This window comes from Pseudoduganella sp. GW821-FHT11H04 (assembly GCF_058807935.1).
Map to the genome: position 1 here is coordinate 51,552 of NZ_JBXARE010000004.1, position 24,518 is coordinate 76,069.

Here is a 24,518-nt window from a genome sequence, read left to right on the forward strand (position 1 = left end):
CGACTTAAACGACTCGAGGTGACTAAAGCCGGCATACCTATGGCAGCTAATTTTTCGTTGCGGTCATTTCGATAAGCGTAGTGCGTAGCGTTTCAATCGCTTCGTCAAAGTCTGGATTGAAGTTCAGAGTATCGACCGCTTCGAATTGCACTTTTAAGGGCGCATAACGGGTCTCTAAATGCGTGAGCAAGATCTCCGCATGTCTTACCATCAGCGATGCATGTTGCATCAGTTCCTCTCGCTCATGCCGAACGACGAGCGCGAAGTCAAAAATATCTCTCCCAGTAATTCGATCGCCTCGATGCCACATCTTCTTCGCAATAATTTCAGCCGAAGTTTCGACCCTGACATCTCTGCCGAGAAGCGTGATCCATTCAAAACCAGGTGTTGTTAAGTTCGGTGCTGCGACGAAGTCGATTTCCCCTTCGGGCAAGTAGAGCTTGACGTAGCCGGCAGCCTCGACATACTCGGTGGTCAGCGATTCTACGACCTCGCTTAGCCTTGGATTAACGAAACCCAAGGACTGTGGGTCCGGCACAAATATATCGATGTCTTTACTGAAGCGGTGGCCGTAACGAAGCATAAGGACTGTACCGCCCCCGAAGGTCCAAAACGGATTGTCGCGACCGTGCTTCGCAATCTCATCGATCGCTATTAGTGCACTCTTGAATAGCGTTTCCCAGGTGGTGGGGAGCGTGCCTTCAGTCAGTGCTGCCAAACTTCCCGACATATGTGCCATTCTTTCGCAAGGCGCTGTAGGTTTTTCATGATCTTGCTTGAAGGGACCTCATTGCTCGCTGCCTCAGATACCGCTTTGACGAGCACTGGCAGAGGCGTTTCTTCTAGCAGCGCCATGACGTGAGGTTGGAATTCTGTCGGTATATCGCCAGTTCGTAGCAGGTCGGACAGGGTGTCAGGAGTCAGAATGACGCGATAGCTTGTACTAGCACTCTTAGCCGCTGTGGCCAACCCACTCTTTATGCTGGACGCTTCATTTGCCTGGAGGTTGATCCCGAGGACATCCAAAATTACATTGAGCTTGGCATATCCCATGTCGTTTAGCGTGCCGTTCTCAAGTCTATTGACAGTGGCGCGTGACAGCCCGACCAACTTTGCAACTTGCTCCTGAAGCAGGCCCAGTTGGGTCCGGTGCTGCTTCACTTTGGCGCCGATCTGCCGCAGGTTCACGTTTGGCCCTCATTAGTTCGTGTAAAGTATAAGTTACATATTAGCACAAGCTACCTATCTAGTTTCATAACCACGTTTGTTTAAGGGCAAGGCGGAGTTGCGAAAAGCGTCCGCGCCTATATTTCGGTGTCCGTGACTTTATTTCGTACTCCGCGACTTCTTTTCTATTGATCATTTAAAAGTCAACTCCAGGCATCCGCACGATTTTAAAAATAATTTGCACGCTAACGATTAGTGCGCTATATTTCGACTCAAGCGCTTAGTGCGCTAATCATTAACGAGCTAATCAAAGGAGAAATACCATGACCAAGACCATCAAATCCGCCCTGATCGCTGCCTCCCTGCTGGCTGGCGCCGCCCAAGTCCACGCTGCCGAAGACACCACCGTCGTGCTGGTGCACGGCGCTTTCGCCGACGGCTCCGGCTGGAACAAGGTGATCCCGATCCTGCAAAAGCAGGGCGTGAAAGTGGTGTCGGTGCAGAACCCGCTGACTTCCCTGGCGGACGACGCGGCCTTCGCCCAGCGCGTGATCGATGCACAGAGCGGCAAGGTGGTGCTGGTGGGCCATTCCTGGGGCGGCGCCGTGATTACCCAGGCCGGCGCCAGCGACAAGGTGAAGGCACTGGTCTACGTGGCCGCTTTCGCTCCATCGGAAGGCGAGGCAATTGGTGAACTGGGCAAGGACTTCCCACTGCCACCGGGCATTGCGACCCTGAAGCCTGACAATAATGGCTTCATCTACCTGTCGGCCGAGTCGATGGCCGTCAACTTCGCGCAGGACCTGACCCCGGCCGAGCATCGCCTGATGACCGCGACCCAGGGCCCAATCAAGGCCAGCGCCTTTGGCGACAAGGTCGACGTGGCTGCATGGAAGACCAAGCCAAGCTACTACATCGTCGCTTCCAAAGACCGCATGATCGATCCGGGCCTGCAAAAAACTTTCGCCGCCAAGATCAACGCCACCATCACCACGCTGCCGACCAGCCACGTGCCAATGGCGTCGCAACCGGATGCTGTGGCCAAGGTGATCCTGGCTGCGGTCAAGCGTTAATGGCCAGAGGGGGCTGTGCTAAAGTACGCGCCATGGAAAAACGCACGCCCCCAACGCTGGACCAGCATCTCTGCTTCAAGCTGTATTCGACTTCGCTGAAGATGACGCAGCTGTACAAGCCGATCCTGGCTCCGCTCAACCTGACCTATCCGCAATACTTGGTAATGGTCGTGCTGTGGGAAGAGGAAGGGCTGGGCATCAAGGGCCTGGCCGAGCGCCTGCAGCAAGATCCTGGTTCGATCACGCCCCTGGTCAAACGGTTGGAAGCGGAGGGCTATCTGGTGCGCGACCGCGATCCGAACGATGAACGCAACCGCGTGCTGACGCTGACCGACCAGGGCCGCAAGCTGCGCGTCGAAGGCTGGAAGGTGAGCCAGCAGATTGCCGAAGCATGCGCCATCACGGCGGGCGACGTGGAGCGCTTGGCGGCGGGCCTCGATAAATTAAGCGGCAACCTCAGTTAAGGTTGGTGCGTATCCATTCCAGCATATCGAGCCAGATGCGCTGGACTTCCGCGTCCGACGGCATGGCCTGGGCGTGCGGCAGTTCGATGGTGATCACGGGCACCTGCTTGTGCTGGCCGCTGTAGTTGCCTAGCGAGCCTGGGTAGACTCCCACTTTCCGATAACTCAGGCGGCCGAATTTGCGCGGCGGTTCGGCGTCGCCGTCGAAATCCAGCACGCCGAACGGCGCATGCACCGACACGATCAGGTCGGGGCGGAAATTCTCAATGGTTTGATGTACCCAGCGGCTTTCCGGCTCCGATAGCGGGCTTTTGCCGGGGAAGCGGCGCGGGTCGCTGCGGGTGACCTTGGCCCAATAGCGCGGGGCTTCGCGCTGCCAGTCAGGCGTCGGGAAGTTGCGGTTCAGGTCTACGCCGTGGGCGTTGACGCGCTGGGGCTTGGCGGCAAGCAGGCCGTCGGGGTTGAGCAGCGGCGCCACTTTCCAGTGCAGGCCTTGCGCGGCCGGCGTGTCCATCGTTTGCAGCCAGCGGAAGACCAGGGCCGAGGCGCTGGGTTCGTCGCCGTGGATGCCGCCTAGCAGCAGTACGCGCGGCGCGCTTGGTGCGGCAGCGATGTCGCGCTCCAGGATTGGGAAACCGTTATTGGATTTGGCGCCGCTCGGCGTCACCGCGCTTTGGCGGCAGGCCGATGCCGAAACGGTCGGCAGGCGGGCGGCGAGGCGGTCGCACCACGGCGCCGCCACCGGCTGCGTTGCAGCGTGGACTGTTGCGCAGGACAGCAGGCAGGCCGCCAGGCCCGCCAGGCGCAAACTTAAGCGAACACTTTCTTCAGCCATGCCGAGATATGCTGCACTTCTTCGGCACATGCCGAGTGCTGCATTGGGTAGTCATGCCATTCGATCTGGTAGCCCAGTTGCTTGAGCAGGTCGCGCGAGGCAGTGGCGCGGCCGATCGGGATTACCGGGTCCATCGTGCCGTGCACCATGAAGATCGGGGTTTCCTGGTTGGCGGCGTGGCGCTCCGCAGCGGCCTTGTCGGCCAACGGCAGGTAGCCGGAAAGGCACATCAGGCCAGCCAGCTTTTGCGGGAAGCGCAGGCCCGCCATCAGCGTCATGGCGCAACCTTGCGAGAAGCCGCCCAGCACGATGCGGTGGGCAGGAACGCCGCGCGCGATTTCACGCTCGATCAGCGCGTCGACCAGGATCTGCGATTCGCGCAGGCCTTTTTCGTCTTCCTGGCGACCCAGGTCGTTATGCACGATGTCGTACCACGAGCGCATGACGTAGCCGCCGTTGATCGACACCGGCATTGTGTTCGCATGCGGGAAGATGAAGCGGATGCCCGGCAGGCCGGCCAAATCCAGCTCGTTGACGATAGGCGCCCAGCCTTCGCCGCTATCGCCCAGGCCGTGCATCCAGATGACGGAAACTTCAGGATTCGGTGCGGTGTCGATGACGATGGAGTCCAGCAGGTGGGTCATGCGTTGTCCTTCTTGCGAATAGCGGATTTAGGGCGGAATGCCTTGCACACCGCATAGTTGGTTTCGGCGTAAGGGCCGCCGATCAAGTCGATGCAGTATGGGACGGCGGCGAAGACGCCGCCGACGATCTGCTTGCCGTCGGCGTCTTTCAGGCCTTCCAGGGTTTCCTTGATGGCTTTCGGCTGGCCGGGCAGGTTGATCACCAGCGCAGCATGATCGGCGCTCTCGCGGATCACGGCGACCTGGCGCGACAGGATGGCGGTCGGCACAAAGGCCAGGCTGACCTGGCGCATTTGCTCGCCGAAGCCCGGCATTTCCTTGGTGGCGATGGCCAGCGTGGCTTCCGGCGTCACGTCGCGGCGCGCCGGGCCGGTGCCGCCGGTGGTCAGCACCAGGTGGCAGTGCGCGTTATCGACCAGGTCCACCAGGGTGGACTCGATTTGCGGGCGTTCGTCGGGGATCAGGCGGGTTTCGAAACGCACCGGCGTCGTCAGGGCGCTGCGCAGCCACTCTTCCAGGGCAGGGATGCCCTGGTCCTGGTACACGCCGCCGCTGGCGCGGTCGGAGATGGAAACCAGGCCAACGACGAGGGTTTCGTCACTCATGGTCTTCGTCGTCCGGAGCGTCGACATCGACTTCTTCGCCTGGCGACGGCTCGGCGGCGGGCGCCTTTTGCAGGTCTTTCAGGATCTGGAAGATTTCGCGGTAAGCTTTCGGCGGCTTGTTCTCGGCCTGCTCCTTGCGGGCATTACGGATCAGGGTGCGCAGGTGCTGCACGTCCAGGTGCGGCGCTTCTTCCAGCAGCACGGTCAGCGCCTTGTCGTCGGCCAGCAGCTTGTCGCGGCGGCGTTCCAGGGCGTGCAGGGCGGCGGTATCGGCCTTGGAGGCGCCTTTCCAGCCCTCGATGGTGCGCTTGATGGCTGCCACTTCCTCTTCCGACAGGGTGCGCATCTTCTTGCCGATGAATTGCATCTGGCGGCGGCGGCCTTCGTGATTGTTGATATTCTGGCATTCCAGAATGACATCGCGCACGTCTTCCGGCATCGGCACGCGCTTGACGCGGTCGCGCGGCGCTTCCACCAGTTCTTTACCCAGCGCCTGCAGGGCGTCGGACTGGCGTTTCAATTCGGTTTTGGAAGGGCGTTCGTATTCTTGTTCGAACTCGCTGGACTGGAAGCCAACTGAGCCACGGTTTGGATTAGGCATGATATAAGGGCAGGGGGTAGGCACACCCTACCTGTAAAAACAGTAAACGGCTGCTATGATAACTGTTTTAATGCCAAGCCTCCCAAAAAGACCCATGAGCGAATCCGCCTTTGCCTATTCCCAGGACCAGCTGAAACAGCTGGCACGCGACGTTTTGAAGTATGCGCGCGAGCAGGGCGGCACCGATGCAGCCGTTGAGATCAGCGAAGGCAGCGGACTCTCGGTGTCGGTCCGCAAGAGCAAGATCGAAACGATCGAGCAAAACCGCGACAAGGGGATCGGCGTTACGGTCTTCATTGGCAAGAAGCGCGGCAATGCCAGCACCTCCGATTTTTCCCAGTCTTCGCTGAAGGCGACGGTGGAAGCGGCCTACAACATCGCCCGCTTCACGGCGGAAGACGATTGCGCCGGCCTGGCGGAAGAAGATCTGCTGGAAAAGAATCCGCAAGACCTGAAACTGTTCTACCCATGGGCGATCTCCACCGAAGAAGCGGTGGCCCTGGCGCAGCGCGCCGAGGCGGCGGCCTTCGCGGTCGATCCGCGCGTGACCAATAGCGAAGGCGCCGGCGTGCATGTGCAACAGTCGCATTTCGTGTCGGCCAACTCGCGCGGCTTCATTGGCGGCTACCCCTATTCGCGCCATACCCTGTCGGTGACCCCGATTGCCGGCAAAGGCGCCAAGATGCAGCGCGACGACTGGTACACGTCGGTGCGCGACCCGAAGAAAATGGCCAGCGCCGAAGCAGTCGGCCGCTACGCCGCTGAACGCTCGCTGGCCCGCCTGAATGCGCGCAAGCTGGCTACCCGTACCTGCCCGGTGCTGTTCGAGGCGCCGCTGGCGGCCGGCCTGCTGGGCGCCTTCGTGCAGGCCACTTCGGGCGGTGCGCTGTACCGCAAGTCCACCTTCCTGCTCGATACGCTGGGCAAGGAAGTCTTCCCATCCCACATCCAGGTCAAGGAAGACCCGCATGTGGTGGGCGCTATCGGCTCCGCCCCGTTCGATGAAGAAGGCGTGCGTACCCACAAGCGCGACGTGGTGAAGAACGGCGTACTGCAAGGCTACTTCCTGTCGACCTACTCGGCGCGCAAGCTGGGTATGAAAACCACCGGCAATGCGGGCGGTTCGCACAACCTGACCATCACTTCCTCGAACACCAGGAAGGACGACGACTTCGCCGCCATGCTGCGCAAGATGGGCACCGGCCTGCTGGTGACCGAGTTGATGGGCCAGGGCACCAACTATGTCACCGGCGATTACAGCCGCGGCGCTTCCGGTTACTGGGTCGAGAATGGCGTGATCCAGTACCCGGTCGAAGAGATCACCATCGCCGGCAATATGAAAGACATGTTCCGCGACATCGTCGGCATCGGCACCGATACCCTGGTGCGCGGCACCAAGAACACCGGCTCGATCTTGATTGAAAAGATGGTGGTTGCTGGAAACTAAATATTTCCATACACTGTTTCCAAACAACCCCTAAGGAGACAGTACGTATGGAACGTCGTTCCTTTATCAAAAAGGCGGCAGCGGGTGCCGGCGCAGGAGTTATCGCCACACCAGCCATCGCTGCCGAACTGCCTGCAATTAACTGGCGCCTGGCATCCAGCTTCCCTAAATCCCTCGACACCATCTACGGCGCGGCCGATACGTTCACCAAGCGCGTATCACAGCTGACCGGAGGTAAATTCAATATCCGCGTGTTCGCGGCCGGCGAAGTAGTGCCTGGCCTGGGCGTGCTGGACGCGGTGCAGTCGGGTACCGTGGAGTGCGGTCATAGCGCCTCTTACTACTACTACGGTAAGGATGCGACGTTCTCCTTCGACTGCGCGGTGCCTTTCGGCCTGACCTCGCGCCAGCAGACTGCCTGGTACGACCAGGGCGGCGGCAAGGAGCTGCTGCGCGCCCACTTCAAGGACTACGGCATCATCAACTTCATCGCCGGTAACTCGGGCACCCAGATGGGCGGCTGGTTCCGCAAGGAAGTCAAATCTGTGGCCGACCTGAAGGGCACCAAGATGCGTATCGCCGGCCTGGCCGGCAAGGTGATGGAGCGCCTGGGCGCCGTGCCGCAGCAGCTGGCTGGCGGCGACATTTACCCTGCGCTGGAAAAAGGCACCATCGATGCGGCGGAATGGGTCGGCCCATACGACGACGAGAAGCTTGGCTTCTACAAGATCGCGCCGTACTACTACTATCCAGGTTGGTGGGAAGCTGGCGCTTCGTTCTCGCTGTACGTGAACATCAAAGAATGGGAAAAGCTGCCGAAGGAATACCAGGCCGCGCTGGAATGCGCTTCCTACGAGGCGCACGTTGTGATGCAGGCCGAGTACGACTTCAAGAACCCGACCGCCCTGGGCCGCCTGCTGAAGAACGGCGTCAAGCTGCGCAACTACTCGCCGGACATCATGGATGCCGCCTACAAGGCGACCATCGAGCAGATGAACGAAGAGGCTTCCAAGAACTCCAAGTTCGCCAAGATCTACGAACCATGGAAGCGCTTCCGCAGCGACCAGAACCAGTGGGCCTCGATCGCCGAGTCCACCATCCAGAACTACCTGATCAAGGCTGGCCGAGGTAAGTAAACCAGCCAAGCGCCGCAGCCGCCATTTGGCGCTGCGGCGTGTAGTTCAGCGTTCGCTATTTCTGCATATGAATTTGCAACCAGTAGCCTTCCCACGGCGCATCTGAAAATCTGATGCTTGCGACGTGCGATCGCACGCATTCTGAATATTTAGTCTCTGGCGAAACCAGAATTTTCAAAGGCACGCCTTGTTTTGACAAATTCACTAACAGTGAGAAATCCTCGTCTATACCTTCCGGTGCAGTTTTCCGGCACTGATTAACGATGGGCGTTAATTTAACTCCACCTTCCTGAGCATTTTTTTCTTCCCAAGCCATGCCGTCGGGTGAGCGTGAATCTCTATTTGATTGTGCGCGCAAGTTTTCGAACGACGGGCCGCTGTCCGCAATTGCACCATTGGCGTAAAGGAACGTCAGGAGGACGAATGAGCTGATTGTTTTCATCAATTTTCACTTTCTCTAATTGACCGAATTCGTGCGGTCCTTCCCCTAATGTAAATTTCCCAGCGCCTTGGTTGTAAGCGGGAAGTGCGCCTTGCTTCCAAAGTTGCGCAAAGGCGAGCTGTACTCGAAACCTACGGCGAGCAAATCACGCAAGTCATGCTGCGATTCACTTTTCATTTGCCTTACCATCACTGAAAACTTTTCATCGCCGACCTGATCAAGGAGTTGCAGCAACACGGCGCCATGATCGTAGCAGCCAGCTCCGCCGCCGCAATGCACCTTTACAAGTAATTCAAGCGCACGCTCGTCTCCCCGCAAAGTCTGTCTAAACCAGTAGCGATAACGAAAATTCTCTATAACCGACTGCCCAGTGAAAAGTGCTCCGCCAAGTTGAATGCCGTGTGAAGTAGCTCGCGGCAAAGCAAAATAAATAACCGAACAAGTGACCAAGGTGAGTATTGCAAACAAGGATCGCTTGAGTAGATGTGGCATACATGAACTCGTTTGAATTAGCCAGAGTGGCTCCTGATGGAGGCCATCCAGGCCAGCATACCATCTTGCCCAAACGAATAGAGGTTGCAGGTGGTTCGCCCAACAGCGTATGTCGTTTCCGCTGAAATGAGCCGCTGTTTTCTGCTGTTTTCCGCTGTTTCGCGCTGTTTTTTTGGAGCAGCTGTGTGATCCACGAAAAAGCAGCGGAAATCAGCGCGTTTCAGCGGAAAACAGCGGCGGAAAACAGCGTGAAAGACATACGGACTATTGGCTATACCCGCCAACACACATCCGCGCTAAGGCTTTCCGAGCAGGCAAGTAAGCAGGGCGCGCGCTGCGGCGGTCATCCGGCGCTGCGGTGTGTAGATCAGCGAGAAGGGCCGGCTGCGGCCCTTCAATTCCGGCAGCACCTCCACTAGCGCGCCGCGCTCCAGGCGCTCCTGTGCGATGAAGCGGAAGGTTTGGCAGATGCCAAGGCCCGCTTCCGCCAGCGATACTGTTCCCAAGGCGTCATCGGTCACTTGCAGCGCAGATTCGGGTGGCCAGTCCAGTTCTTCGCCCTTGCGCATGAATTGCCAGGGAAAGGAGCGGCCCGTGCTGGGCAGCAGGAAGGTCAGGCAGTCGTGCTGCGCCAGCGCTTCGAGGTTGCGGGGCAAACCGCGCCGCTGCACGTACGTGGGTGAGCAGACCAGCACCAGTTCAGCATCTTCCAGTTTGCGGGCGATCATGCCGCTGTCCTTCAACACGCCCTGGCGGATCGCGAAGTCGAAATTTTCGGCCGCCAGGTCGACATTGCGGTTGGTGATATTCAATTCGACGCGCACTGCAGGATAACGTTCGGAGAATTGATGCAGCAGGGCTGGCAGGCGGTAATGGCCGAAGGTAGTGGGAGCGCTGATGCGGATTCGGCCCGTCACTTCGCCCCCCTCGGCCTGCACGGCGCGTTCGGCGTCGTCGATCAGGGACAGCGCGGCGCGGGTCTGCTCCAGGTACAGGCGGCCGGCGTCGGTCAGGCCCAGGCTGCGGGTGGTCCGGCGCAGCAGCTGGGTGCCGAGGCGCTTTTCGAGTCGTGCCAGAGCACGGCTTACCACTGAGGGTGTGGTGGACATGGCGACTGCGGCCGCCGTCAGCGAGCCGCGCTCCACGACCGTCACAAAGGTCTCGACATCGCTCAAATGGTCGTATTTCCGGCTCATTATTGCCTTTAAGGGAAAAATGGTTTGGCTGGCAGGTAGTTTATCGCCGTTGGAGGTTTGAATAAAGTAGCACCATCAAATCACCAAGGAGCACACCATGTTCAAGAAATTCACCGCAATCGCCCTCGCCGCCGCCGCACTGAGCGCCAGCGCCGCCCACGCCGGCAACGTGCTGGTCGTCCTGTCCGACGAGTCCACGCTGGACCTGAAGGCCGGTAAAACCTTCCAGACCGGCTTCTACCTCAATGAGCTGATGCAGCCAGTGAAGATGCTGCTGGACGCCGGCCACACCGTGAGCTTCGCCACCCCGACCGGCAAGGCGCCGACCATGGACAAGGGGTCGGTCAACGCCATGTTCTTCGGTGGCGACCAGGCTGCACTGGAAACGCACCAGAAGCTGCTGGAGCAGCTGCGCCTGACCGACAGCGCCAACTCGCCCGTCATCAGCCTGGCGCGCGTCGAGCAGCAAGGCTACGGCAAGTACGACGCTGTCTATGTCCCGGGCGGCCACGCGCCGATGCAGGACCTGCTGACCAGCCCCGCATTGGGCAAGGTGCTGGCCGCCTTCCACCAGGACGGCAAGACAACCGCCCTGGTCTGCCACGGCCCGATCGCGCTGCTGTCCGCCATGCCGGACGCCAAAGGCTTCGCCATGAAGATGGCGCAAGGCGCCACGCCAACGCAGCCGAAATGGATCTACTCCGGCTACAAAGTGACCGTCTTCACCAACGACGAAGAGGAAGCGTCCAAAGGCCAGCTGGCCGGCGGTGAAATGAAGTTCTACCCGGAGACTGCGCTGGTAAAGGCTGGCCTTAAATTCTCCAAGGCCGCGAACTGGCAGGGCAATATGGTGACCGACCGCGAACTGGTCACCGGCCAGAATCCGGCCTCGGCGCCGCTGGTGGGCAAGGAATTGCTGGCACGCCTTCAAAAGTAATATGATGGGCGCATGAGCTATGCGCCCAACCCCGAAGGACTGCGCTCCGCCTTTGCCGCGGAGCGTTTTACGTTTGACGAGACCACCATTCAGTTCGCGCTGGCCGAAGGCGGCGGGCTAGTCGTCGGCAACGGCAAGATTGCCGCCGGCGATGCGCAGGCCGATCCCGCGCCGGCCCCGTTCACGCAATGCGTACCGAACGGAGAATATCCGGTGACGCTGGCGCTGGCCCGCTTCGACAATGGCGAGGATCGCATTTCGTATGCGCGAGTGCTGCTAGACGATGCGCCCGCTGCCCATTGGTACCCCGCACTCACAGCTGACCAGGACGCGCGCACGCTGAAGGATGATGAAATCTTCGGTTATGCCGTGGAGTCCGGGACCGCCTGCTTCGCCAGCGGCGAGAGCCGCGTCGAATTCGCGGTCGGTGCCGGCAATCGAAACTACGCCTCCTACTTCGCTTACGATTCCGCCGGCCGGGTGGTGGCGCTGGTCACCGATTTCGCCGTGGTACCGGGCATTCGCGATCTGCCAAGCCCCCGCCGCAGCTGGTGGCATCGCCTGCTTTTATTCTGGAAGTGACAATCTGCCAGATTTAAAAGGTATGCCGCCGGATAAAATAGCGGTATGGATAATCTTTCGACCAATGAACGCGTTTTATGGCATGGCGTCCCGCGCCAGGGCCTGATGCTGCGTGGGGCGGACGTGCTGATGATTCCATTCAGCTTGCTATGGGGCGGTTTCAGCGTGTTCCTCGAATACACGGTGATGCGCTCCGATGCACCAATGGTGCTGCGCCTGTGGAGCATTCCCTTCGTGCTGATGGGCGCCCATATGGTCGGCGGCCGTTTCGTGCTCGAGGCCTGGCAGCGCGCCAGGACTGATTACATGGTGACCAACGACCGCATCTTCATCCGTTCCGGGATTTTCCGCCGCCGTGTGCAAACCATTGAGCTGCGCACGATGGGCGAATTCGCGTTAACGGAAAGCGGCAAAGGCGAGGGCACTATTTCGTTCGGTGTTTCGCAGGCGGGCAACCGCTTCAGCGGCCTGGCTGCCTGGCCGGGCGACGACACCATCCCTCGCTTCGACACAATCGCGGATGCGCGCAAGGTGTACGAGATCATTCGCAGCGCGCACTTCGCGGCTGGCCACACGCGACCATTCGGGCAACGTCTGGGTTGAGCGTAGCGCCTGGCCAGCGAGCAAGGCGCAAGCCAGCGCGATAAAAATTAGCTTCATGTTCGCCTCCACAAAGCCGCATGATCGATGCAGATCGCAGCACGGCCTTTGCGGAGGCGCAAAACTGGCAAGTTCAAACGGCCACAACTAACATGAAGCATGGTCAGCAAACGACAAATCGAGCGCCTGCCAGCGCTGAATTTCGAACCGGAAGCCGCCCCGCCGAGCGTGCCGCCGCACCTGCGCGCGCCCGGCCAGCCGGGCTATCCGCAAGCGCGCCAACTGGAGCGGCTGCGTCGCAAGCACGTCACCCGCCTGCGTCAGCTCAACCGCAAATAATCACAGTTCGATGATGTGCGCGCCGCGGTCATGCGTGCGCACGAATTGCTCGATGCCATCCACCGTCACAGTGTCGAAGTGTCCGCGCAGGCGCGGGCCGGTCGGGTGGTCGTCGAATGCGACGTTGGCGCGGAACAGGCGGGCGCCAACGCGCGCGCTCAGGCCAACATCTACGCCGACGGGACGGAAGCCAGCCTCGTTCAACCACTGCTGCGCCTCGGCGCGCGTTTCCACTTTCCCCTGCGGCGCACTGGCTGCGGCCAGCGTCTCCAGCGCCCACTGGTTGGAGTTCTGGTAGCGCGTGGAGAAGGCATAAGCCAGCATGCTGTATTTCGGCTGGTGCAGTCGCTGCGGCGTGCGCGATGCCAGCACCTGCGCCAGGCGTTGCTGCACCTCGGGTGAAGGCAGGATCAATTCCGCTTTGTACTCATACAGGCCACTAAGGAAGAAGTTACCCAGACCGTCGTTGTACATCGCCGAATCGGCCGTGCCGCAATCGTTCAGCAACTGTACCACCACCCAGCGCCCGGCCGGATGATCGCGCCATGCAAAGCCGACGTGGGAATAGCGCAAGCCATACTGCGAAAGATTCTGACCTGCGCGCGCAATGATCGCGACTTGTGCTCCGCTGGCATCCAGTGCTTGCACGCTGCGCTGGGCCAAGTCCAGTGAGCGCTGCACTTCGTCCACCATCATTGGCTTTGGTTCGCAATTCTGGCCTGCCTGCACGGCGCCCGCCGCGGCGCTGAGCAGCATCGCTGCAAGGATTTGCTTCATGGTTTAACTCACGCGGCTATGGTGCATCAAGGCCTTGCCCGCCTCATTCGGGATGAAGGCGATCACCTGGCCTGACACCACCAGCGCGGCGCCAGCCGACATGGCCACTACGCTGACGGTGGTGCCGGCGACCACCGACACGCCTTCCAGCGCCTTGCCGCTGAACTGCACGGTGGCCTTGCTGCCATCGCCGACGGCCTTCACGACGACCACAACGCTTTCGCCCACCACTTCAACGGATTCCACCACCAGCGCACCGGCGCCGGACACCGTCAGCACGGACCCGGCGACCACGACGGCCGACAGGTCGCTCATACCATTACTCATCGTCTGCGAATCGCCTTCCGCCTGGCTGGCGGTGCAGGCCATGGTGAGCATGGCGGCGATCAGGATGCGCTTCATTTCGTACTCCTTGGATGAAAGTGCGGCAATCTTGTCGCTGCCTCGCGCCCAGGGCAATCGTGATCCGCACTGTAGCTCTGGGCCATGCTGGTGGTATCATAATTCGATACTAATTATCGGAATTGCATCCATGTCCAACGTCAGCCGCCTGGTTGAAGCACTCAAACGCCAGCTCAAGGCGCGCGGCATTACCTACGCCGCGCTGGGCCAGAAAATCGGCCTGTCCGAACCGAGCATCAAACGCATGTTCGCCGCCCGTAACTTCACGCTGGAGCGGCTGGAGCAAGTGCTGGCGGTGCTGGACATGGACTTTGCTGAACTGGCGCAAGCGAGCGCCGACACGCCGCAGCTCATATCGCAGCTGACCTACGCGCAGGAAAAGGAAATCATCAGCGACACCAAGCTGCTGGTGGTAGCGGTGCTGGCGTTGAACCAGGTGCCGATCGAAGAAGTCGTGGCCAACTACAAGATCAGCGCGGCCGAAGCGACGGCCTGCTTGCTAAGGCTCGACAAGATCGGCTTCCTGATGCTCAAGCCGAACAACAAGGTCAAGCTGCTGGTGTCGCGCACCTTCAGCTGGCTGCCGAACGGCCCGATCCAGGCATTCTTCCGCGACGAAGCGTATGGCGATTATTTCGACAGCCGTTTCGACGGCCATCATGAAGTGCAGCGGCTGGTGAGTGTAATGCTGTCGCAGCAATCGACGCGCGCCTTGCTGGAACGATTGAAGCAGGTGGCGGACGAATTCTCGCTGCAGCACCAGGATGATGCGCGGCTGCCGTGGGAACAGCGCCGCGCCGTGACCTTCATGCTGGCAGCGCGCCCGTGGATACCGAAGGCATTCCGGGCGCTGCTGCGCGGATAGAGCTTAGAAGTTGCGCAGGGTGCGCAGGACTGGCTGCAGCACGTCCGAACCCAGCTTGGCGGAACGGGCGCCGTTCCAGCCTACCAGTTCGTCCGGGTCGTTGGCGTTGTCCTTGAACGGCAGTTCCAGGGTCAGCGACAGGCAGCCGAACAGGTGGGTGATGTGCGGCGAACCCATGGTCAGCACCTCCGGGGTGTATGGCGAGTCAGGGTAGCCATGCTCGGACTGGAAGTCTGGCGATGCCAGCTTGAAGTCGGCGATGAACTTGTCCTGGGCGGCCTTCTGCTCCTTGGTGAAGTTCGGCAGGGCGTCGCTGCCGGCCACGAAGACGTAAGGCAGGCCTTCGTCGCCGTGCACATCCAGGAACAGGTCGCAGCCGATTTCCTTCATCTTTTCGCGCACCAGGAAGACTTCCGGCGAACGCTCCATGGTTGGCTCGTTCCACTCGCGGTTCAGGTTCGCGCCGGCGGCGTTGGTGCGCAGGTTGCCGCGCACGGAGCCGTCCGGGTTCATGTTCGGCACCACGTAGAAGCAGGCGTCCTGCAGGCACTGGCGGGCGTATGGGTTGGACGCGTCGAGCAGGGCTTCGACCATGCCTTCCACGAACCATTCAGCCATGGTTTCGCCTGGGTGCTGGCGTGCGATGACCCAGACCTTTTTCTCGGCCTGCTGGTCGCCGATGATCAGCAGGTTCATGTCGCGGCCTTCCACGGTGCTGCCCAGGTCCACCAGTTCGGCGTCCGGGTGCAACTGCGCGGAGTCCAGCAGCGACAGGTGGCGTTCCCACGAATACGGCTCGAAGTAGGCGTAGTAGACCGAATCGTGTTCCGGCGCGTGCTCGATGGTCATCACTTCGCCATCGAAGGAGGTCGGGACGCGGAACCAGTTGTCGCGGTCATAGGAGGCGACGGCGTTGTAGCCTTTCCAGCCTTCAGCATAAGCAGCCTTGCCAGCGTTCAGGAAACGGATGGACAGCGGCACGGCTTGCGCGCCCTGCACCCGGAAGTAGAACCACTGGGTGATGTCCGCGTGGGAGTCCTTGCGGATATTGACGTCGATATCGCCTGCGGAGGTAACGCTGACGACATCGATGGCGCCAGCATCGAACTGGCTGCTGATTTTGATAGACATTGTGTGTCCTGTCGGAAAATTTAAAGCGCTGTTGCGCGAAGGCCGACATGATACCAAATTCACTACTAGTCGGTCAGCAAAGCCCCTGCTGACAGGTCGTTGGGCAGTTTCAGGCCCCAACGCTGGAGCTGCTTGCGGCTGAAGTAAAAGCGGCCGCGGTCGGCAGTAACGGGGTAGATGGCGGAGGGCTGGGCGCCGCCCAGGATACGCAGTGCGATATCGCCGGCGGCCTTGCCCTGGTCGTAGCCGTACAGCACCAGGCCGCCGGCAGTCTTGTCGGCGCCGACGGCCCAGTCCCAGAAGCCGAAGGTGGGCACGGGCGCGTGCTCGGAAGTCCAGCGCGCCACCTCGTCGCGCGTGTTGACGCTGCGGCCTTCCTTGTCGTGCAGGGCCTGGTAAAGGCCGATGAAGATCAGGTCGTATTTGTCGCGGGCTGCGACCACCTCGTGCTGCCATTCTTCCCAGTTGGTGATCAGCTTCAGGTCGACCTGGATGCCGGAGACGTCCTGGCTGGTCATGTCGCCAAAAGTTTCCTTGCGCACGACCTGGGAGGTGACGTCGGTATCGAACAGCACCAGCGCGCGCTTGGCTGACGGCAAAAGGCGCCGCACCAGGGCGATGTTGCGCTTCATGTTCGGGCGTTCCAGCACGCCGGTGATGTTGCGATAGCGCTGGGTGTCGAAATATTCGCGCGGATTGTTGTTGATGCCGAGGTAGACCACCGGCGTGGAAGTGGCGCCCAAGCGGTCGCACAGCAGCTTGAGCGCGGCGTCGTCGCCCAGGATCACTATGCCCGGCTTGAGCTGCTCGTAGCGCGCCCAGGCCTGGTCGGCCATGGCGGCGTGCTGGGACTTGGGCAGGCGCTTAGTGTCCATCTGGAAGTACTCGAGCTTGTAATGCTCGCCGAGGGTGTCTTCCAGCGCCTTCTTGTAGGCAACATCCCAAGCCATTTCGACGTTATAGCTCTCCACGACCAGGATCGTATCCGGCCCCGCCCGGCTTGCCAGGGGCAGCAGCAACAATAGACAGGCAAACCAGTTACGCCAGGACATGTTCCCTCCTCAAAATGTCCACCTTGGGGTCAGGAACGAATGTGGACATTTTCGCTCGCGAAATGTCCACATTCGTTCCTGACCCCAAGGTGGACATTTCTAGTTTAGGCCGTCGAAGCGGTGGTAGAAGCTGGACTCGGGCGTCTGGGCGGCTGGGTCTTCGCGCTTCAGGGCGGCGAGGATGTGCTGCTCGGCGGGGGCTTGCAGCTGGCGGTAGAGCTGGCTCGCGAGCTCGTAGGCGCGGGCGCCGGGCCATGGGTCGGGTAGCAGCTCAACAGGCAATTGCGGGTCGTGCAGCTGCACTCGGCGGTAGGCGTGGATCAGTAGGGTGCGCAGCACGAAGGCTTGCTCTGGATCGATGCCTTCCTCAGCTGCTTCGGCCAGCAGGGCGGGCACGCCGTCGAACTGGGCGGTGAACTTTTCGTAGCCGGACATTACTTCGCTGAGGTCCCAGCCTTCGGCCACCATGTCACCCAACGGCCGGGCGCGCAGGCCGGGCACTTCGCTGGCTTGCACTACGTACACTTTTTGCAGCAGGCCAAGGCGGATCAGCAGGGCTTCCAGCGCCTCCATATCGCCGGCTGGATGGCCCGCAATGCCGGGGGCAATCACGCTGTAGCCTTCCCACAACAACTCCTTGCGCAACTGGCTGCGGGCGGGGGCGTCGAGGCCGTCGGCGGCCAGCACCAGGGTCCATTGGCCGTTCCAGTGCACGTTCAGGGGCGCGTAAATGCGGCGGAAGGCGCGGCTGAAGCGGCGCATGGCGTCGGGCGTGATGGCGTAGCTGCTACGGCGGCCGTCGCGCTGGGCGCCCAGCCAACCTTCCTGAGCGAGGCGGAAGACCGAGGTGCGCAACAGGCGGTCGTTCACGCCGAAGGGGGCTAGCAGTTCGATCAGGCTGCCCGTCCACACCATGCCGCCGTGGGGCACGATGGCGTCGCCAAAAATGGTCATCACCAGCGATTTGGAGCGAGGAGGGTCGCTGGCCAGGAATTCTTCAATCCAGCTATTGATTTTCTGGTTTTTTTGCATAGACCGATTTTATACACTGTCATTGATCTGGATACAGAATTTTTAAATGACACACAAAATTCGTTTGCAAAGCTGTTTTTGTATCGTATTATGAGTCTATCCCGAACAAGGAGGCCCTCCTTATGTACGCACAAATGGTGGAAACCGGCCTGAAGAAGGTCCAGACCGCAGAAGATATGGACGCGCAGGAGCGCGAATTCCAGGCGCGCATCGACGCCGGCATCAAGATCGAGCCGAAAGACTGGATGCCGGAGGCTTACCGCAAGACCCTGATTCGCCAGATCTCCCAGCACGCCCACTCCGAAATCGTCGGACAGTTGCCTGAAGGTAACTGGGTGACCCGCGCGCCGACCCTGAAGCGCAAGTCGATCCTGCTGGCCAAGATCCAGGATGAAGCTGGCCATGGCCTTTACCTGTACAGCGCCGCCGAAACCCTGGGCGTGTCGCGCGACGAACTGCTGGCGGCCCTGCATAGCGGCAAAGCCAAGTACTCGTCCATCTTCAATTACCCGACCCTGAGCTGGGCCGACATGGGCGCCATCGGCTGGCTGGTGGATGGCTCGGCCATCATCAACCAGATCCCGCTGTGCCGCTGCTCTTATGGTCCGTATTCGCGCGCCATGATCCGCGTCTGCAAGGAGGAGTCCTTCCACGCTCGCCAGGGCTACGACATCATGATGTCGCTCGCCAAAGGCACGCCGGAGCAAAAGGCGATGGCGCAGGATGCCTTCAACCGCTGGTGGTGGCCTTCGCTGATGATGTTCGGCCCTTCCGACGCTGCTTCCGTCAACAGCGCGCAATCGAGCGCCTGGCGCATCAAGCTGTTCTCGAACGATGAACTGCGCCAGCGCATGGTCGACCAGACCGTGCCCCAAGCCGAATTCCTGGGCCTGACCGTTCCCGACCCTGACCTGAAGTGGAACGAGGAGCGCGGCTCCTACGATTTCGGCGAAATCGATTGGGAAGAATTCCACCAGGTCCTGAAGGGCAACGGCCCTTGCAACCGCGAGCGCCTACGCACCCGAGTCAAAGCCTACGAAGACGGCGAATGGTTCCGCGACGCGCTGGTCGCCTACGCCGACAAACACAATAAGGAGCAGGCTGCGGCCTGAGAGGAGACAAGATGAGCAAAGAATGGCCACTGTGGGAAGTCTTCATTCGCAGCCAGCACGGCCTGGCGCACAAGCATGTGGGCAGCCTGCATGCTCCGGATGCAGAGATGGCAGTCAATAACGCGCGCGATGTCTATACCCGCCGCAATGAAGGTGTGAGCATCTGGGTGGTGCGCGCTTCCGATATCGTCGCGAGCGCACCGGCCGACAAGGGCCCGCTGTTCGAGCCTTCCAACAGCAAGGTGTATCGCCACCCAACCTTCTTCCCGATGCCGGAAGAAGTGAAGAACCTGTAAGGCGTCGACATGGATAACAAGGTCAATTACCTGCTGCGCCTGGGCGACAACGCCATGGTGCTGAGCCAGCGCCTGTGCGAGTTGTGCGGCAAGGGCCCGGCGCTGGAAGAGGATATGGCGCTGTCCAACGTGTCGCTGGACCTGCTGGGCCAGACCCGCATGTGGTACACCTACGCCGCCGAACTGGAAGGCGCGGGCCGCGATGAGGACAAGCTGGCTTACCTGCGCGATGCGCAGGACTACAAGAACGTGCTGCTGGTCGAACAGCCAAACGGCAATTACGCCCACACCATCGTGCGCCAGTTCTTCTTCGACACCTGGCATTACTTCCTAATTGGCGCGCTGACCAAGTGCAGCGACCAGCGCATCGCGGAAATCGCCGAGAAGTCGCTGAAAGAAGTGACCTACCACCTGCGCCGCAGCGGCGACCTGGTGGTGAGACTGGGCGATGGCACCGAAGTCTCTCACCAGTTCACCCAGACCGCGGTTGATGAACTGTGGATGTACACCGGCGAGGTGTTCAACTACGACGCTATCGACGAAGCCATGGTTGCGGAAGGCATCGCACCTGCGGCTGCCATGTTGCGCGAGCAGTGGCTGTCGCACGTGTCCGATATCCTCGGCGAAGCGACGCTGGCCATGCCGCCTTCCGATGCGTGGATGCAGAAGGGCGGCAAGCAAGGCCGCCACACCGAGCACCTGGGCTATCTGTTGGCCGAGATGCAGTTCCTGCAGCGCGCTTACCCAGCTTCGGAGTGGTGATGGACGCGACGCGTGTCTGGTCTCTGCTGGAGCAGGTGTCCGACCCTGAGATCCCGGTGATCTCGGTGGTGGATCTTGGCATCGTGCGCGATGTGCAGGTGACCGGCCCTTCGTCCTGCGCCGTCACGATTACGCCGACTTATTCCGGCTGCCCGGCCATGCAGGTGATTGCCGATGCGGTGCAAGGTGCGCTGCAAGATGCCGGCATCAAGCAGGTCGACATCATCACCCGCCTGTCGCCCGCCTGGACGACTGACTGGATGAGCGATTCCGGCAAGGCCAAGCTGAAAGGCTACGGCATTGCCCCGCCGGCGCAGAAGGTGGTCGACATCAGCGGCCTGCGCACGCCGCGTCCCTCCGCTGCGCCTTTAGATCCGCTCAAGGCAGGCATTGCGCGCGGCGCCGTGCCTGCGCCAAAAGTGATCTGCCCGCACTGCGGCTCCGACCACACAGAAATCACCAGCCAGTTCGGCTCCACGCCCTGCAAGGCGCTGTACAAGTGCCTCGATTGCCGCGAGCCTTTCGACTACTTCAAGTGCCACTGACAATATGAGCAAATTCTATCCACTGTCCGTCGCCAAGGTGCAGCAGGAAACCCGCGATTGCATCGCCGTCACCTTTGCCGTGCCTGCCGAACTGCAGGAAAGCTTCAAGTACCAGCAGGGCCAGCACCTGACCTTGCGCACCAATATCAACGACGAAGACGTGCGCCGCTCGTATTCGATCTGCTCCGCCGTGCAGGACGGCGCGTTGCGCGTGGCGATCAAGCGCACGCAGGGCGGTATGTTCTCCACCTGGGCCAATGAGTCGCTTAAGCCTGGCGCCACCATCGAGGTGATGCCGCCAATGGGCCACTTCAACGTGCCCCTCGATGCTGCGCAGTCGAAGAACTACCTGGCTTTTGCTGCGGGCAGCGGCATCACGCCTATCCTGTCGATCATCAAGACCACGCTGATGACGGAGCCGAACAGCCGCTTCACGCTGTTCTACGGCAACCGCGCCTCGTCGTCGGTGATCTTCAAGACGGAACTGATGGAGCTGAAGGACTCGTATCTGGAGCGCCTGAACATCGTCTACGTGATGTCGCGCGAACAGCAGGATATTGAACTGTTCAACGGCCGCATCACCAAGGAAAAGACCGAACAATTCCTGCAGCACTGGATCGATATCAAGGATTACGACACCGCCTTTATTTGCGGGCCGGAAGACATGATGCTGGGCGTTTCGGCTGCGCTGCAGGAGGGCGGTATGCCTAAATCGAACATCAAGATTGAATTGTTCGCGGCCAGCATTCCGAAGCATACGCACAAGCCGCGTCCACAGGCCGATACGGCGCCGCATCTGACCGAAGTTACCGTGATCATGGATGGCAATGCGTCTTCATTCACCATGGAGAAGGATAAGGAGTCGATCCTGGATGCCGGCCTGCGCGCTGGCCTGGATATGCGCTACTCGTGCAAAGGCGGCGTATGCTCTACCTGCCGCTGCAAGATGGTGGACGGGAAGGTGGATATGGACGTCAACTATGCGCTGGAAGACTACGAAATTGCACGTGGGTTTGTGTTGAGCTGCCAGGCGTTCCCGGTGACTGATAAGGTGATCGTCGATTTCGATCAGGCTGAGTAAAACCGGCAGGTCGGTGTCTGACCCGCAGGGTCAGACACCCGGCTTGCGACTGCCGCGTATCAGTGTCTGACCCTGCGGGTCAGACACTGGGTTACCGGTTCTAAAAGGAGACAAGAGTGACCTACGAGAATATCCAGTTTGAAATCGAAGCAGGTGTCGCCAAACTGACCCTGAACCGTCCCGATAAGCTGAACAGCTTCACCCAGGCCATGCACCTGGAAGTGCGCGAAGCGCTGGCACAACTGCGCGCCGACAAGTCCGTCCGCGTCCTGGTGCTGACCGGCGCTGGCCGAGGCTTCTGCGCCGGCCAGGACTTGGGCGACCGCGCAGTGGCTCCAGGCGGCGCCGCAGTGGACCTCGGCGAATCCGTCGAAAAATTCTACGCCCCGCTGGTGCTGGCACTGCGCGAACTGCCAATGCCGGTGATCTGCGCCGTGAACGGCGTAGCCGCCGGCGCCGGCGCCAACCTGGCCCTGGCTTGCGACATCGTGTTGGCCGCTAAATCCGCCAGCTTCATCGAAGCCTTCTGCAAACTGGGCCTGATCCCGGACACCGGCGGCACCTGGCACTTGCCACGCCTGATAGGTCACGCCCGCGCCACCGGCCTCGCCATGCTGGGCGAAAAACTGTCCGCAGAACGCGCCGAGCAATGGGGCCTGATCTGGAAGGCGGTGCCGGACGAAGAATTGATGAACGAAGCCATGGCCATGGCCAAACACTTCGCCACCGCTCCAACCAAGGGCCTGGCCTTCACCAAGCACGCGCTGCAAGCCAGCTGGGGCAACACCCTGTCCGACCAGCTCAAACTGGAAGGCGAAATGATGCGCGAGCTTGGCTACAGCCACGATTACCGTGAAGGCGTGGACGCCTTCATCAACAAGCGCGCTCCAAACTTCAAAGGGGAATAAGCATGGCGGCTCTGGCGCAAGGCAGTGTCGTTGCCGTCATCGGCAGCGGAGCAATGGGTTCCGGCATCGCACAGGTAGCGGCGGCTTCTGGCTACACGGTCAAGCTGTTCGACACCCGCGCGGAAGCGGTGGCGAAGGCAATCGCCGATATCGGTAAGGTGTACGGCAGGCTGGTTGAAAAAGGCAAGATGAGCGCCGCCGATGCGGACGCCGCGCGGGCCCGCCTGCACGGCGTTGCCGGCCTGGCCGAAGTCGCCGACGCCAAGCTGGTTGTGGAAGCCATCGTCGAGAACCTGGACGTCAAGCGCAGCCTGTTCGCCGACCTGGAAGGCATCGTCGCCGATGACGCCATCCTGGCCACCAACACCTCCTCGATTTCCGTCACCGCCATCGCCGCCAAGCTGCGCAAGCCGCAACGCCTGGTCGGCATGCACTTCTTTAACCCAGTCCCGCTGATGGCGCTGGTGGAAGTGATCAGCGGCCTGGCCACCGACGCCGCCGTCGCAGAAACCGTGTACGACACGTCGATCGCCTGGGGCAAGAATCCGGTGCACGCCAAGTCCACGCCGGGCTTCATCGTCAACCGCGTGGCGCGTCCTTACTACGCCGAAGGCTGGCGCCTGCTGAACGAGCAGGCCGCCGACGCTGCCACCATCGACGCCGTGATGCGCGAAGGCGGCGGCTTCCGCATGGGCCCATTCGAGCTGATGGACCTGATCGGCCACGACGTGAACTATTCCGTCACCGAGTCCGTGTTCCGCGCCTACTACAACGACCCGCGCTTCACACCGTCCGTGCTGCAGCAGGAGATGGTCAATGCCGGCTTCCTCGGTCGCAAATCGGGCCGCGGCTTCTACGACTACAGCGAAGGCGCAGCCGCCCCGCAGCCGCGCGCGGAAGCGCCGCAGCCAACGCCTGAATACATCGGCTACAGCTTCGAGCCGGGCGACCACACTTCGATTGCCACGTCCATTATCGAGCGCCTGAAAGAGCGCGGCGTCGCCGTCACCAAGCGCAATTCCGCAGAAGGCCACCGCTCGTCCGAGGCGCCGGCCTTCCACTGCAACGGTGCGGCAATCTACCTGACCGACGGCCGCACCGCGACCCAGCGTGCACGCGACGACAAGCACGACGATATGGTGGTGTACGACCTGGTGTTCGACTTCGGCAAATCGCCGCGCATCGCCATTGCCTGCTCCGACCAGTGCAACCCGCGCGCCATGACCGCGGCAATCGGCATGTTCCAGGCCGCCGGCTTCACCGTCACCCGTCTGGACGACGTGCCTGGCCTGGCCGTGATGCGCACCGTCGCCATGCTGGCCAATGAGGCAGCCGATGCCGTCAACCAGGGCGTGTGCAGCGCGCAGGCGGCCGACGTGGCGATGCAGAAGGGCGTCAACTATCCGCGCGGCCCGCTGGCCTGGGCGGACATGGTGGGCGTGCCGCACATCGTCAGCGTGCTGGAAAACCTGGCAAGCAGCTATGGCGAGGACCGCTACCGCGTGTCGCCGCTGCTGCGACGCCGCCAACTGAGCGGAGCCAGGATACATGCATAACCCCAAGATGAACCCGCAGGCCCTGGCCGAAGCGGCCGGCGCGTCCATGTACGCGCGCGACGCCGCCAGCCAGGCCATGGGAATGAAGTTGGTAGAAATCCGCCCCGGTTATGCGCGCATGACCATGCCGGTGCGGACCGATATGCTGAACGGGCACCAGACTTGCCACGGCGGCTTTATCTTTGCGTTGGCCGATAGCGCTTTCGCATTTGCGTGCAACAGCCATAACCACACGACGGTAGGCGCGGGCTGCACGATCGACTACCTCGCCCCTGGGCGGTTGGACGACTTGCTGACGGCGGAAGCGATTGAGCGCACGCTGGCCGGCAAGACCGGCATCTACGATGTCAACGTCACCAACCAGGAGGGCAAGATGATCGCCACCTTCCGCGGCAAGTCGCACCGCGTGGCCGGAGAGGTGGTTCCAACCCATAGCTAG

Annotated in this window: 31 protein-coding genes; 17 read left to right on the forward strand and 14 right to left on the reverse strand. The window is 61.0% G+C overall.

What is annotated here, in order from left to right:
- Positions 1–46: 46 nt before the first annotated feature.
- Together AC1RTP_RS10435 and AC1RTP_RS10440 are read right to left on the reverse strand one after the other, a co-directional pair.
- Positions 47–739 (reverse strand): nucleotidyl transferase AbiEii/AbiGii toxin family protein, encoded by a 693-nt coding sequence (locus tag AC1RTP_RS10435; protein WP_498607253.1) that lies wholly within the window; start codon positions 737–739, stop codon positions 47–49.
- Entirely contained in the window at positions 706–1,188 is a 483-nt protein-coding gene (locus tag AC1RTP_RS10440; protein ID WP_498607255.1) for a helix-turn-helix domain-containing protein, read from the reverse strand. The genes AC1RTP_RS10435 and AC1RTP_RS10440 overlap by 34 nt, the downstream gene beginning before the upstream one ends.
- 302 nt (positions 1,189–1,490) lie before the next feature.
- Between AC1RTP_RS10440 and AC1RTP_RS10445 the strand changes: the two genes are divergently transcribed.
- Entirely contained in the window at positions 1,491–2,240 is a 750-nt protein-coding gene (locus tag AC1RTP_RS10445) for an alpha/beta fold hydrolase (RefSeq protein WP_498607257.1), read from the forward strand.
- Between the two features lie 32 nt (positions 2,241–2,272).
- Positions 2,273–2,704 (forward strand): MarR family winged helix-turn-helix transcriptional regulator, encoded by a 432-nt coding sequence (locus AC1RTP_RS10450; protein ID WP_498607259.1) that lies wholly within the window; start codon positions 2,273–2,275, stop codon positions 2,702–2,704.
- Here AC1RTP_RS10450 and AC1RTP_RS10455 read toward each other — a convergent pair.
- The 4 genes from AC1RTP_RS10455 to yjgA are packed head-to-tail and all read right to left on the reverse strand — an operon-like array spanning position 2,697 to position 5,389.
- Entirely contained in the window at positions 2,697–3,539 is an 843-nt protein-coding gene (locus AC1RTP_RS10455; protein WP_498607261.1) for a M14 family zinc carboxypeptidase, read from the reverse strand. The genes AC1RTP_RS10450 and AC1RTP_RS10455 overlap by 8 nt on opposite strands.
- A complete protein-coding gene (locus tag AC1RTP_RS10460) occupies positions 3,515–4,183 on the reverse strand; it encodes an alpha/beta hydrolase (RefSeq protein ID WP_498607262.1) in 669 nt (222 codons plus the stop codon). Before AC1RTP_RS10460 ends, AC1RTP_RS10455 begins: the two co-directional genes overlap by 25 nt.
- Positions 4,180–4,788, reverse strand: a complete 609-nt coding sequence (mog, locus tag AC1RTP_RS10465) for a molybdopterin adenylyltransferase (RefSeq protein WP_498607264.1) — start codon at positions 4,786–4,788, stop codon at positions 4,180–4,182. The genes AC1RTP_RS10460 and mog overlap by 4 nt, the downstream gene beginning before the upstream one ends.
- The gene (yjgA, locus tag AC1RTP_RS10470) at positions 4,781–5,389 is read right to left on the reverse strand and encodes a ribosome biogenesis factor YjgA (RefSeq protein ID WP_498607266.1); all 609 of its coding nucleotides are present in this window, start codon (positions 5,387–5,389) and stop codon (positions 4,781–4,783) included. Before yjgA ends, mog begins: the two co-directional genes overlap by 8 nt.
- A gap of 94 nt (positions 5,390–5,483) precedes the next feature.
- Between yjgA and pmbA the strand changes: the two genes are divergently transcribed.
- Both pmbA and AC1RTP_RS10480 read left to right on the forward strand, forming a co-directional pair.
- Positions 5,484–6,836, forward strand: a complete 1,353-nt coding sequence (gene pmbA, locus AC1RTP_RS10475; RefSeq protein WP_498607268.1) for a metalloprotease PmbA — start codon at positions 5,484–5,486, stop codon at positions 6,834–6,836.
- A gap of 47 nt (positions 6,837–6,883) precedes the next feature.
- Positions 6,884–7,972, forward strand: coding sequence for a TRAP transporter substrate-binding protein (locus AC1RTP_RS10480; protein WP_498607269.1), 1,089 nt, complete (start codon positions 6,884–6,886; stop codon positions 7,970–7,972).
- A 55-nt stretch (positions 7,973–8,027) separates the two neighbouring features.
- On the opposite strand, the gene AC1RTP_RS10485 is transcribed toward AC1RTP_RS10480, so the two are convergent.
- The 3 genes from AC1RTP_RS10485 to AC1RTP_RS10495 form a co-directional block, all read right to left on the reverse strand.
- A complete protein-coding gene (locus tag AC1RTP_RS10485) occupies positions 8,028–8,414 on the reverse strand; it encodes a hypothetical protein (protein WP_498607271.1) in 387 nt (128 codons plus the stop codon).
- Positions 8,415–8,459: 45 nt separating this feature from the next.
- The gene (locus AC1RTP_RS10490; protein WP_498607273.1) at positions 8,460–8,906 is read right to left on the reverse strand and encodes a hypothetical protein; all 447 of its coding nucleotides are present in this window, start codon (positions 8,904–8,906) and stop codon (positions 8,460–8,462) included.
- A 296-nt stretch (positions 8,907–9,202) separates the two neighbouring features.
- Positions 9,203–10,102 carry a LysR family transcriptional regulator gene (locus tag AC1RTP_RS10495; RefSeq protein ID WP_498607274.1) on the reverse strand — a complete coding sequence of 300 codons (900 nt, stop codon included), beginning with the start codon at positions 10,100–10,102 and terminating at the stop codon, positions 9,203–9,205.
- 97 nt (positions 10,103–10,199) lie between these two features.
- Here AC1RTP_RS10495 and AC1RTP_RS10500 point away from each other — a divergent pair, with 97 nt between their 5' ends.
- The 4 genes from AC1RTP_RS10500 (at position 10,200) to AC1RTP_RS10515 (ending at position 12,560) form a co-directional block, all read left to right on the forward strand.
- On the forward strand, positions 10,200–11,039 hold the full coding sequence (locus AC1RTP_RS10500) for a type 1 glutamine amidotransferase domain-containing protein (protein WP_498607276.1): 840 nt from the start codon (positions 10,200–10,202) through the stop codon (positions 11,037–11,039).
- 12 nt (positions 11,040–11,051) lie between these two features.
- Positions 11,052–11,621: a DUF4241 domain-containing protein gene (locus tag AC1RTP_RS10505; RefSeq protein WP_498607277.1), complete on the forward strand. Its 570-nt coding sequence runs from the start codon at positions 11,052–11,054 to the stop codon at positions 11,619–11,621.
- Between the two features lie 45 nt (positions 11,622–11,666).
- Positions 11,667–12,224, forward strand: a complete 558-nt coding sequence (locus AC1RTP_RS10510; protein ID WP_498607279.1) for a PH domain-containing protein — start codon at positions 11,667–11,669, stop codon at positions 12,222–12,224.
- Positions 12,225–12,380: 156 nt separating this feature from the next.
- Positions 12,381–12,560 carry a hypothetical protein gene (locus tag AC1RTP_RS10515; protein ID WP_498607281.1) on the forward strand — a complete coding sequence of 60 codons (180 nt, stop codon included), beginning with the start codon at positions 12,381–12,383 and terminating at the stop codon, positions 12,558–12,560.
- Here AC1RTP_RS10515 and AC1RTP_RS10520 read toward each other — a convergent pair whose 3' ends face one another.
- Positions 12,561–13,337, reverse strand: coding sequence for a DUF2145 domain-containing protein (locus tag AC1RTP_RS10520; RefSeq protein ID WP_498607283.1), 777 nt, complete (start codon positions 13,335–13,337; stop codon positions 12,561–12,563).
- 3 nt (positions 13,338–13,340) lie between these two features.
- Positions 13,341–13,739, reverse strand: coding sequence for a hypothetical protein (locus AC1RTP_RS10525; RefSeq protein ID WP_498607285.1), 399 nt, complete (start codon positions 13,737–13,739; stop codon positions 13,341–13,343).
- A 130-nt stretch (positions 13,740–13,869) separates the two neighbouring features.
- Here AC1RTP_RS10525 and AC1RTP_RS10530 point away from each other — a divergent pair, with 130 nt between their 5' ends.
- Positions 13,870–14,604, forward strand: coding sequence for a helix-turn-helix domain-containing protein (locus AC1RTP_RS10530; protein ID WP_498607287.1), 735 nt, complete (start codon positions 13,870–13,872; stop codon positions 14,602–14,604).
- Positions 14,605–14,607: 3 nt separating this feature from the next.
- On the opposite strand, the gene AC1RTP_RS10535 is transcribed toward AC1RTP_RS10530, so the two are convergent.
- The 3 genes from AC1RTP_RS10535 to paaX all read right to left on the reverse strand — a co-directional run bounded on the left by AC1RTP_RS10535 (position 14,608) and on the right by paaX (position 17,819).
- The gene (locus AC1RTP_RS10535; protein WP_498607288.1) at positions 14,608–15,735 is read right to left on the reverse strand and encodes a M14 family metallopeptidase; all 1,128 of its coding nucleotides are present in this window, start codon (positions 15,733–15,735) and stop codon (positions 14,608–14,610) included.
- Positions 15,736–15,800: 65 nt separating this feature from the next.
- Entirely contained in the window at positions 15,801–16,787 is a 987-nt protein-coding gene (locus AC1RTP_RS10540) for an ABC transporter substrate-binding protein (RefSeq protein ID WP_498607290.1), read from the reverse strand.
- 99 nt (positions 16,788–16,886) lie between these two features.
- The gene (paaX, locus tag AC1RTP_RS10545; protein WP_498607291.1) at positions 16,887–17,819 is read right to left on the reverse strand and encodes a phenylacetic acid degradation operon negative regulatory protein PaaX; all 933 of its coding nucleotides are present in this window, start codon (positions 17,817–17,819) and stop codon (positions 16,887–16,889) included.
- Between the two features lie 122 nt (positions 17,820–17,941).
- Here paaX and paaA point away from each other — a divergent pair, with 122 nt between their 5' ends.
- The 8 genes from paaA (at position 17,942) to paaI (ending at position 24,518) form a co-directional block, all read left to right on the forward strand.
- Complete coding sequence (gene paaA / locus AC1RTP_RS10550; RefSeq protein WP_498607292.1) at positions 17,942–18,931, forward strand: 1,2-phenylacetyl-CoA epoxidase subunit PaaA; 990 nt, start codon at positions 17,942–17,944, stop codon at positions 18,929–18,931.
- Between the two features lie 11 nt (positions 18,932–18,942).
- On the forward strand, positions 18,943–19,227 hold the full coding sequence (paaB, locus tag AC1RTP_RS10555) for a 1,2-phenylacetyl-CoA epoxidase subunit PaaB (protein ID WP_028101924.1): 285 nt from the start codon (positions 18,943–18,945) through the stop codon (positions 19,225–19,227).
- Positions 19,228–19,236: 9 nt separating this feature from the next.
- Complete coding sequence (gene paaC / locus AC1RTP_RS10560) at positions 19,237–19,989, forward strand: 1,2-phenylacetyl-CoA epoxidase subunit PaaC (protein ID WP_498607294.1); 753 nt, start codon at positions 19,237–19,239, stop codon at positions 19,987–19,989.
- Positions 19,989–20,534, forward strand: a complete 546-nt coding sequence (gene paaD, locus AC1RTP_RS10565) for a 1,2-phenylacetyl-CoA epoxidase subunit PaaD (protein ID WP_498607296.1) — start codon at positions 19,989–19,991, stop codon at positions 20,532–20,534. Before paaC ends, paaD begins: the two co-directional genes overlap by 1 nt.
- A 4-nt stretch (positions 20,535–20,538) precedes the next feature.
- On the forward strand, positions 20,539–21,615 hold the full coding sequence (paaE, locus tag AC1RTP_RS10570; RefSeq protein WP_498607297.1) for a 1,2-phenylacetyl-CoA epoxidase subunit PaaE: 1,077 nt from the start codon (positions 20,539–20,541) through the stop codon (positions 21,613–21,615).
- A 116-nt stretch (positions 21,616–21,731) separates the two neighbouring features.
- Entirely contained in the window at positions 21,732–22,523 is a 792-nt protein-coding gene (paaG, locus tag AC1RTP_RS10575; RefSeq protein ID WP_498607299.1) for a 2-(1,2-epoxy-1,2-dihydrophenyl)acetyl-CoA isomerase PaaG, read from the forward strand.
- A gap of 2 nt (positions 22,524–22,525) precedes the next feature.
- Positions 22,526–24,079 (forward strand): 3-hydroxyacyl-CoA dehydrogenase PaaH, encoded by a 1,554-nt coding sequence (gene paaH / locus AC1RTP_RS10580; protein ID WP_498607301.1) that lies wholly within the window; start codon positions 22,526–22,528, stop codon positions 24,077–24,079.
- Complete coding sequence (gene paaI, locus AC1RTP_RS10585; protein WP_498607303.1) at positions 24,072–24,518, forward strand: hydroxyphenylacetyl-CoA thioesterase PaaI; 447 nt, start codon at positions 24,072–24,074, stop codon at positions 24,516–24,518. Before paaH ends, paaI begins: the two co-directional genes overlap by 8 nt.

Excerpts from the sequence above, each read along its gene's own strand:
- AC1RTP_RS10435 (WP_498607253.1), bottom strand. The coding sequence starts at position 739 with ATGGCACATATGTCGGGAAGTTTGGCAGCACTGACTGAAGGCACGCTC.
- AC1RTP_RS10445 (WP_498607257.1), top strand. The coding sequence starts at position 1,491 with ATGACCAAGACCATCAAATCCGCCCTGATCGCTGCCTCCCTGCTGGCT.
- AC1RTP_RS10450 (WP_498607259.1), top strand. The coding sequence starts at position 2,273 with ATGGAAAAACGCACGCCCCCAACGCTGGACCAGCATCTCTGCTTCAAG.
- AC1RTP_RS10455 (WP_498607261.1), bottom strand. The coding sequence starts at position 3,539 with ATGGCTGAAGAAAGTGTTCGCTTAAGTTTGCGCCTGGCGGGCCTGGCG.
- AC1RTP_RS10460 (WP_498607262.1), bottom strand. The coding sequence starts at position 4,183 with ATGACCCACCTGCTGGACTCCATCGTCATCGACACCGCACCGAATCCT.
- mog (WP_498607264.1), bottom strand. The coding sequence starts at position 4,788 with ATGAGTGACGAAACCCTCGTCGTTGGCCTGGTTTCCATCTCCGACCGC.
- yjgA (WP_498607266.1), bottom strand. The coding sequence starts at position 5,389 with ATGCCTAATCCAAACCGTGGCTCAGTTGGCTTCCAGTCCAGCGAGTTC.
- pmbA (WP_498607268.1), top strand. The coding sequence starts at position 5,484 with ATGAGCGAATCCGCCTTTGCCTATTCCCAGGACCAGCTGAAACAGCTG.
- AC1RTP_RS10480 (WP_498607269.1), top strand. The coding sequence starts at position 6,884 with ATGGAACGTCGTTCCTTTATCAAAAAGGCGGCAGCGGGTGCCGGCGCA.
- AC1RTP_RS10485 (WP_498607271.1), bottom strand. The coding sequence starts at position 8,414 with ATGAAAACAATCAGCTCATTCGTCCTCCTGACGTTCCTTTACGCCAAT.
- AC1RTP_RS10490 (WP_498607273.1), bottom strand. The coding sequence starts at position 8,906 with ATGCCACATCTACTCAAGCGATCCTTGTTTGCAATACTCACCTTGGTC.
- AC1RTP_RS10495 (WP_498607274.1), bottom strand. The coding sequence starts at position 10,102 with ATGAGCCGGAAATACGACCATTTGAGCGATGTCGAGACCTTTGTGACG.
- AC1RTP_RS10500 (WP_498607276.1), top strand. The coding sequence starts at position 10,200 with ATGTTCAAGAAATTCACCGCAATCGCCCTCGCCGCCGCCGCACTGAGC.
- AC1RTP_RS10505 (WP_498607277.1), top strand. The coding sequence starts at position 11,052 with ATGAGCTATGCGCCCAACCCCGAAGGACTGCGCTCCGCCTTTGCCGCG.
- AC1RTP_RS10510 (WP_498607279.1), top strand. The coding sequence starts at position 11,667 with ATGGATAATCTTTCGACCAATGAACGCGTTTTATGGCATGGCGTCCCG.
- AC1RTP_RS10515 (WP_498607281.1), top strand. The coding sequence starts at position 12,381 with ATGGTCAGCAAACGACAAATCGAGCGCCTGCCAGCGCTGAATTTCGAA.
- AC1RTP_RS10520 (WP_498607283.1), bottom strand. The coding sequence starts at position 13,337 with ATGAAGCAAATCCTTGCAGCGATGCTGCTCAGCGCCGCGGCGGGCGCC.
- AC1RTP_RS10525 (WP_498607285.1), bottom strand. The coding sequence starts at position 13,739 with ATGAAGCGCATCCTGATCGCCGCCATGCTCACCATGGCCTGCACCGCC.
- AC1RTP_RS10530 (WP_498607287.1), top strand. The coding sequence starts at position 13,870 with ATGTCCAACGTCAGCCGCCTGGTTGAAGCACTCAAACGCCAGCTCAAG.
- AC1RTP_RS10535 (WP_498607288.1), bottom strand. The coding sequence starts at position 15,735 with ATGTCTATCAAAATCAGCAGCCAGTTCGATGCTGGCGCCATCGATGTC.
- AC1RTP_RS10540 (WP_498607290.1), bottom strand. The coding sequence starts at position 16,787 with ATGTCCTGGCGTAACTGGTTTGCCTGTCTATTGTTGCTGCTGCCCCTG.
- paaX (WP_498607291.1), bottom strand. The coding sequence starts at position 17,819 with ATGCAAAAAAACCAGAAAATCAATAGCTGGATTGAAGAATTCCTGGCC.
- paaA (WP_498607292.1), top strand. The coding sequence starts at position 17,942 with ATGTACGCACAAATGGTGGAAACCGGCCTGAAGAAGGTCCAGACCGCA.
- paaB (WP_028101924.1), top strand. The coding sequence starts at position 18,943 with ATGAGCAAAGAATGGCCACTGTGGGAAGTCTTCATTCGCAGCCAGCAC.
- paaC (WP_498607294.1), top strand. The coding sequence starts at position 19,237 with ATGGATAACAAGGTCAATTACCTGCTGCGCCTGGGCGACAACGCCATG.
- paaD (WP_498607296.1), top strand. The coding sequence starts at position 19,989 with ATGGACGCGACGCGTGTCTGGTCTCTGCTGGAGCAGGTGTCCGACCCT.
- paaE (WP_498607297.1), top strand. The coding sequence starts at position 20,539 with ATGAGCAAATTCTATCCACTGTCCGTCGCCAAGGTGCAGCAGGAAACC.
- paaH (WP_498607301.1), top strand. The coding sequence starts at position 22,526 with ATGGCGGCTCTGGCGCAAGGCAGTGTCGTTGCCGTCATCGGCAGCGGA.
- paaI (WP_498607303.1), top strand. The coding sequence starts at position 24,072 with ATGCATAACCCCAAGATGAACCCGCAGGCCCTGGCCGAAGCGGCCGGC.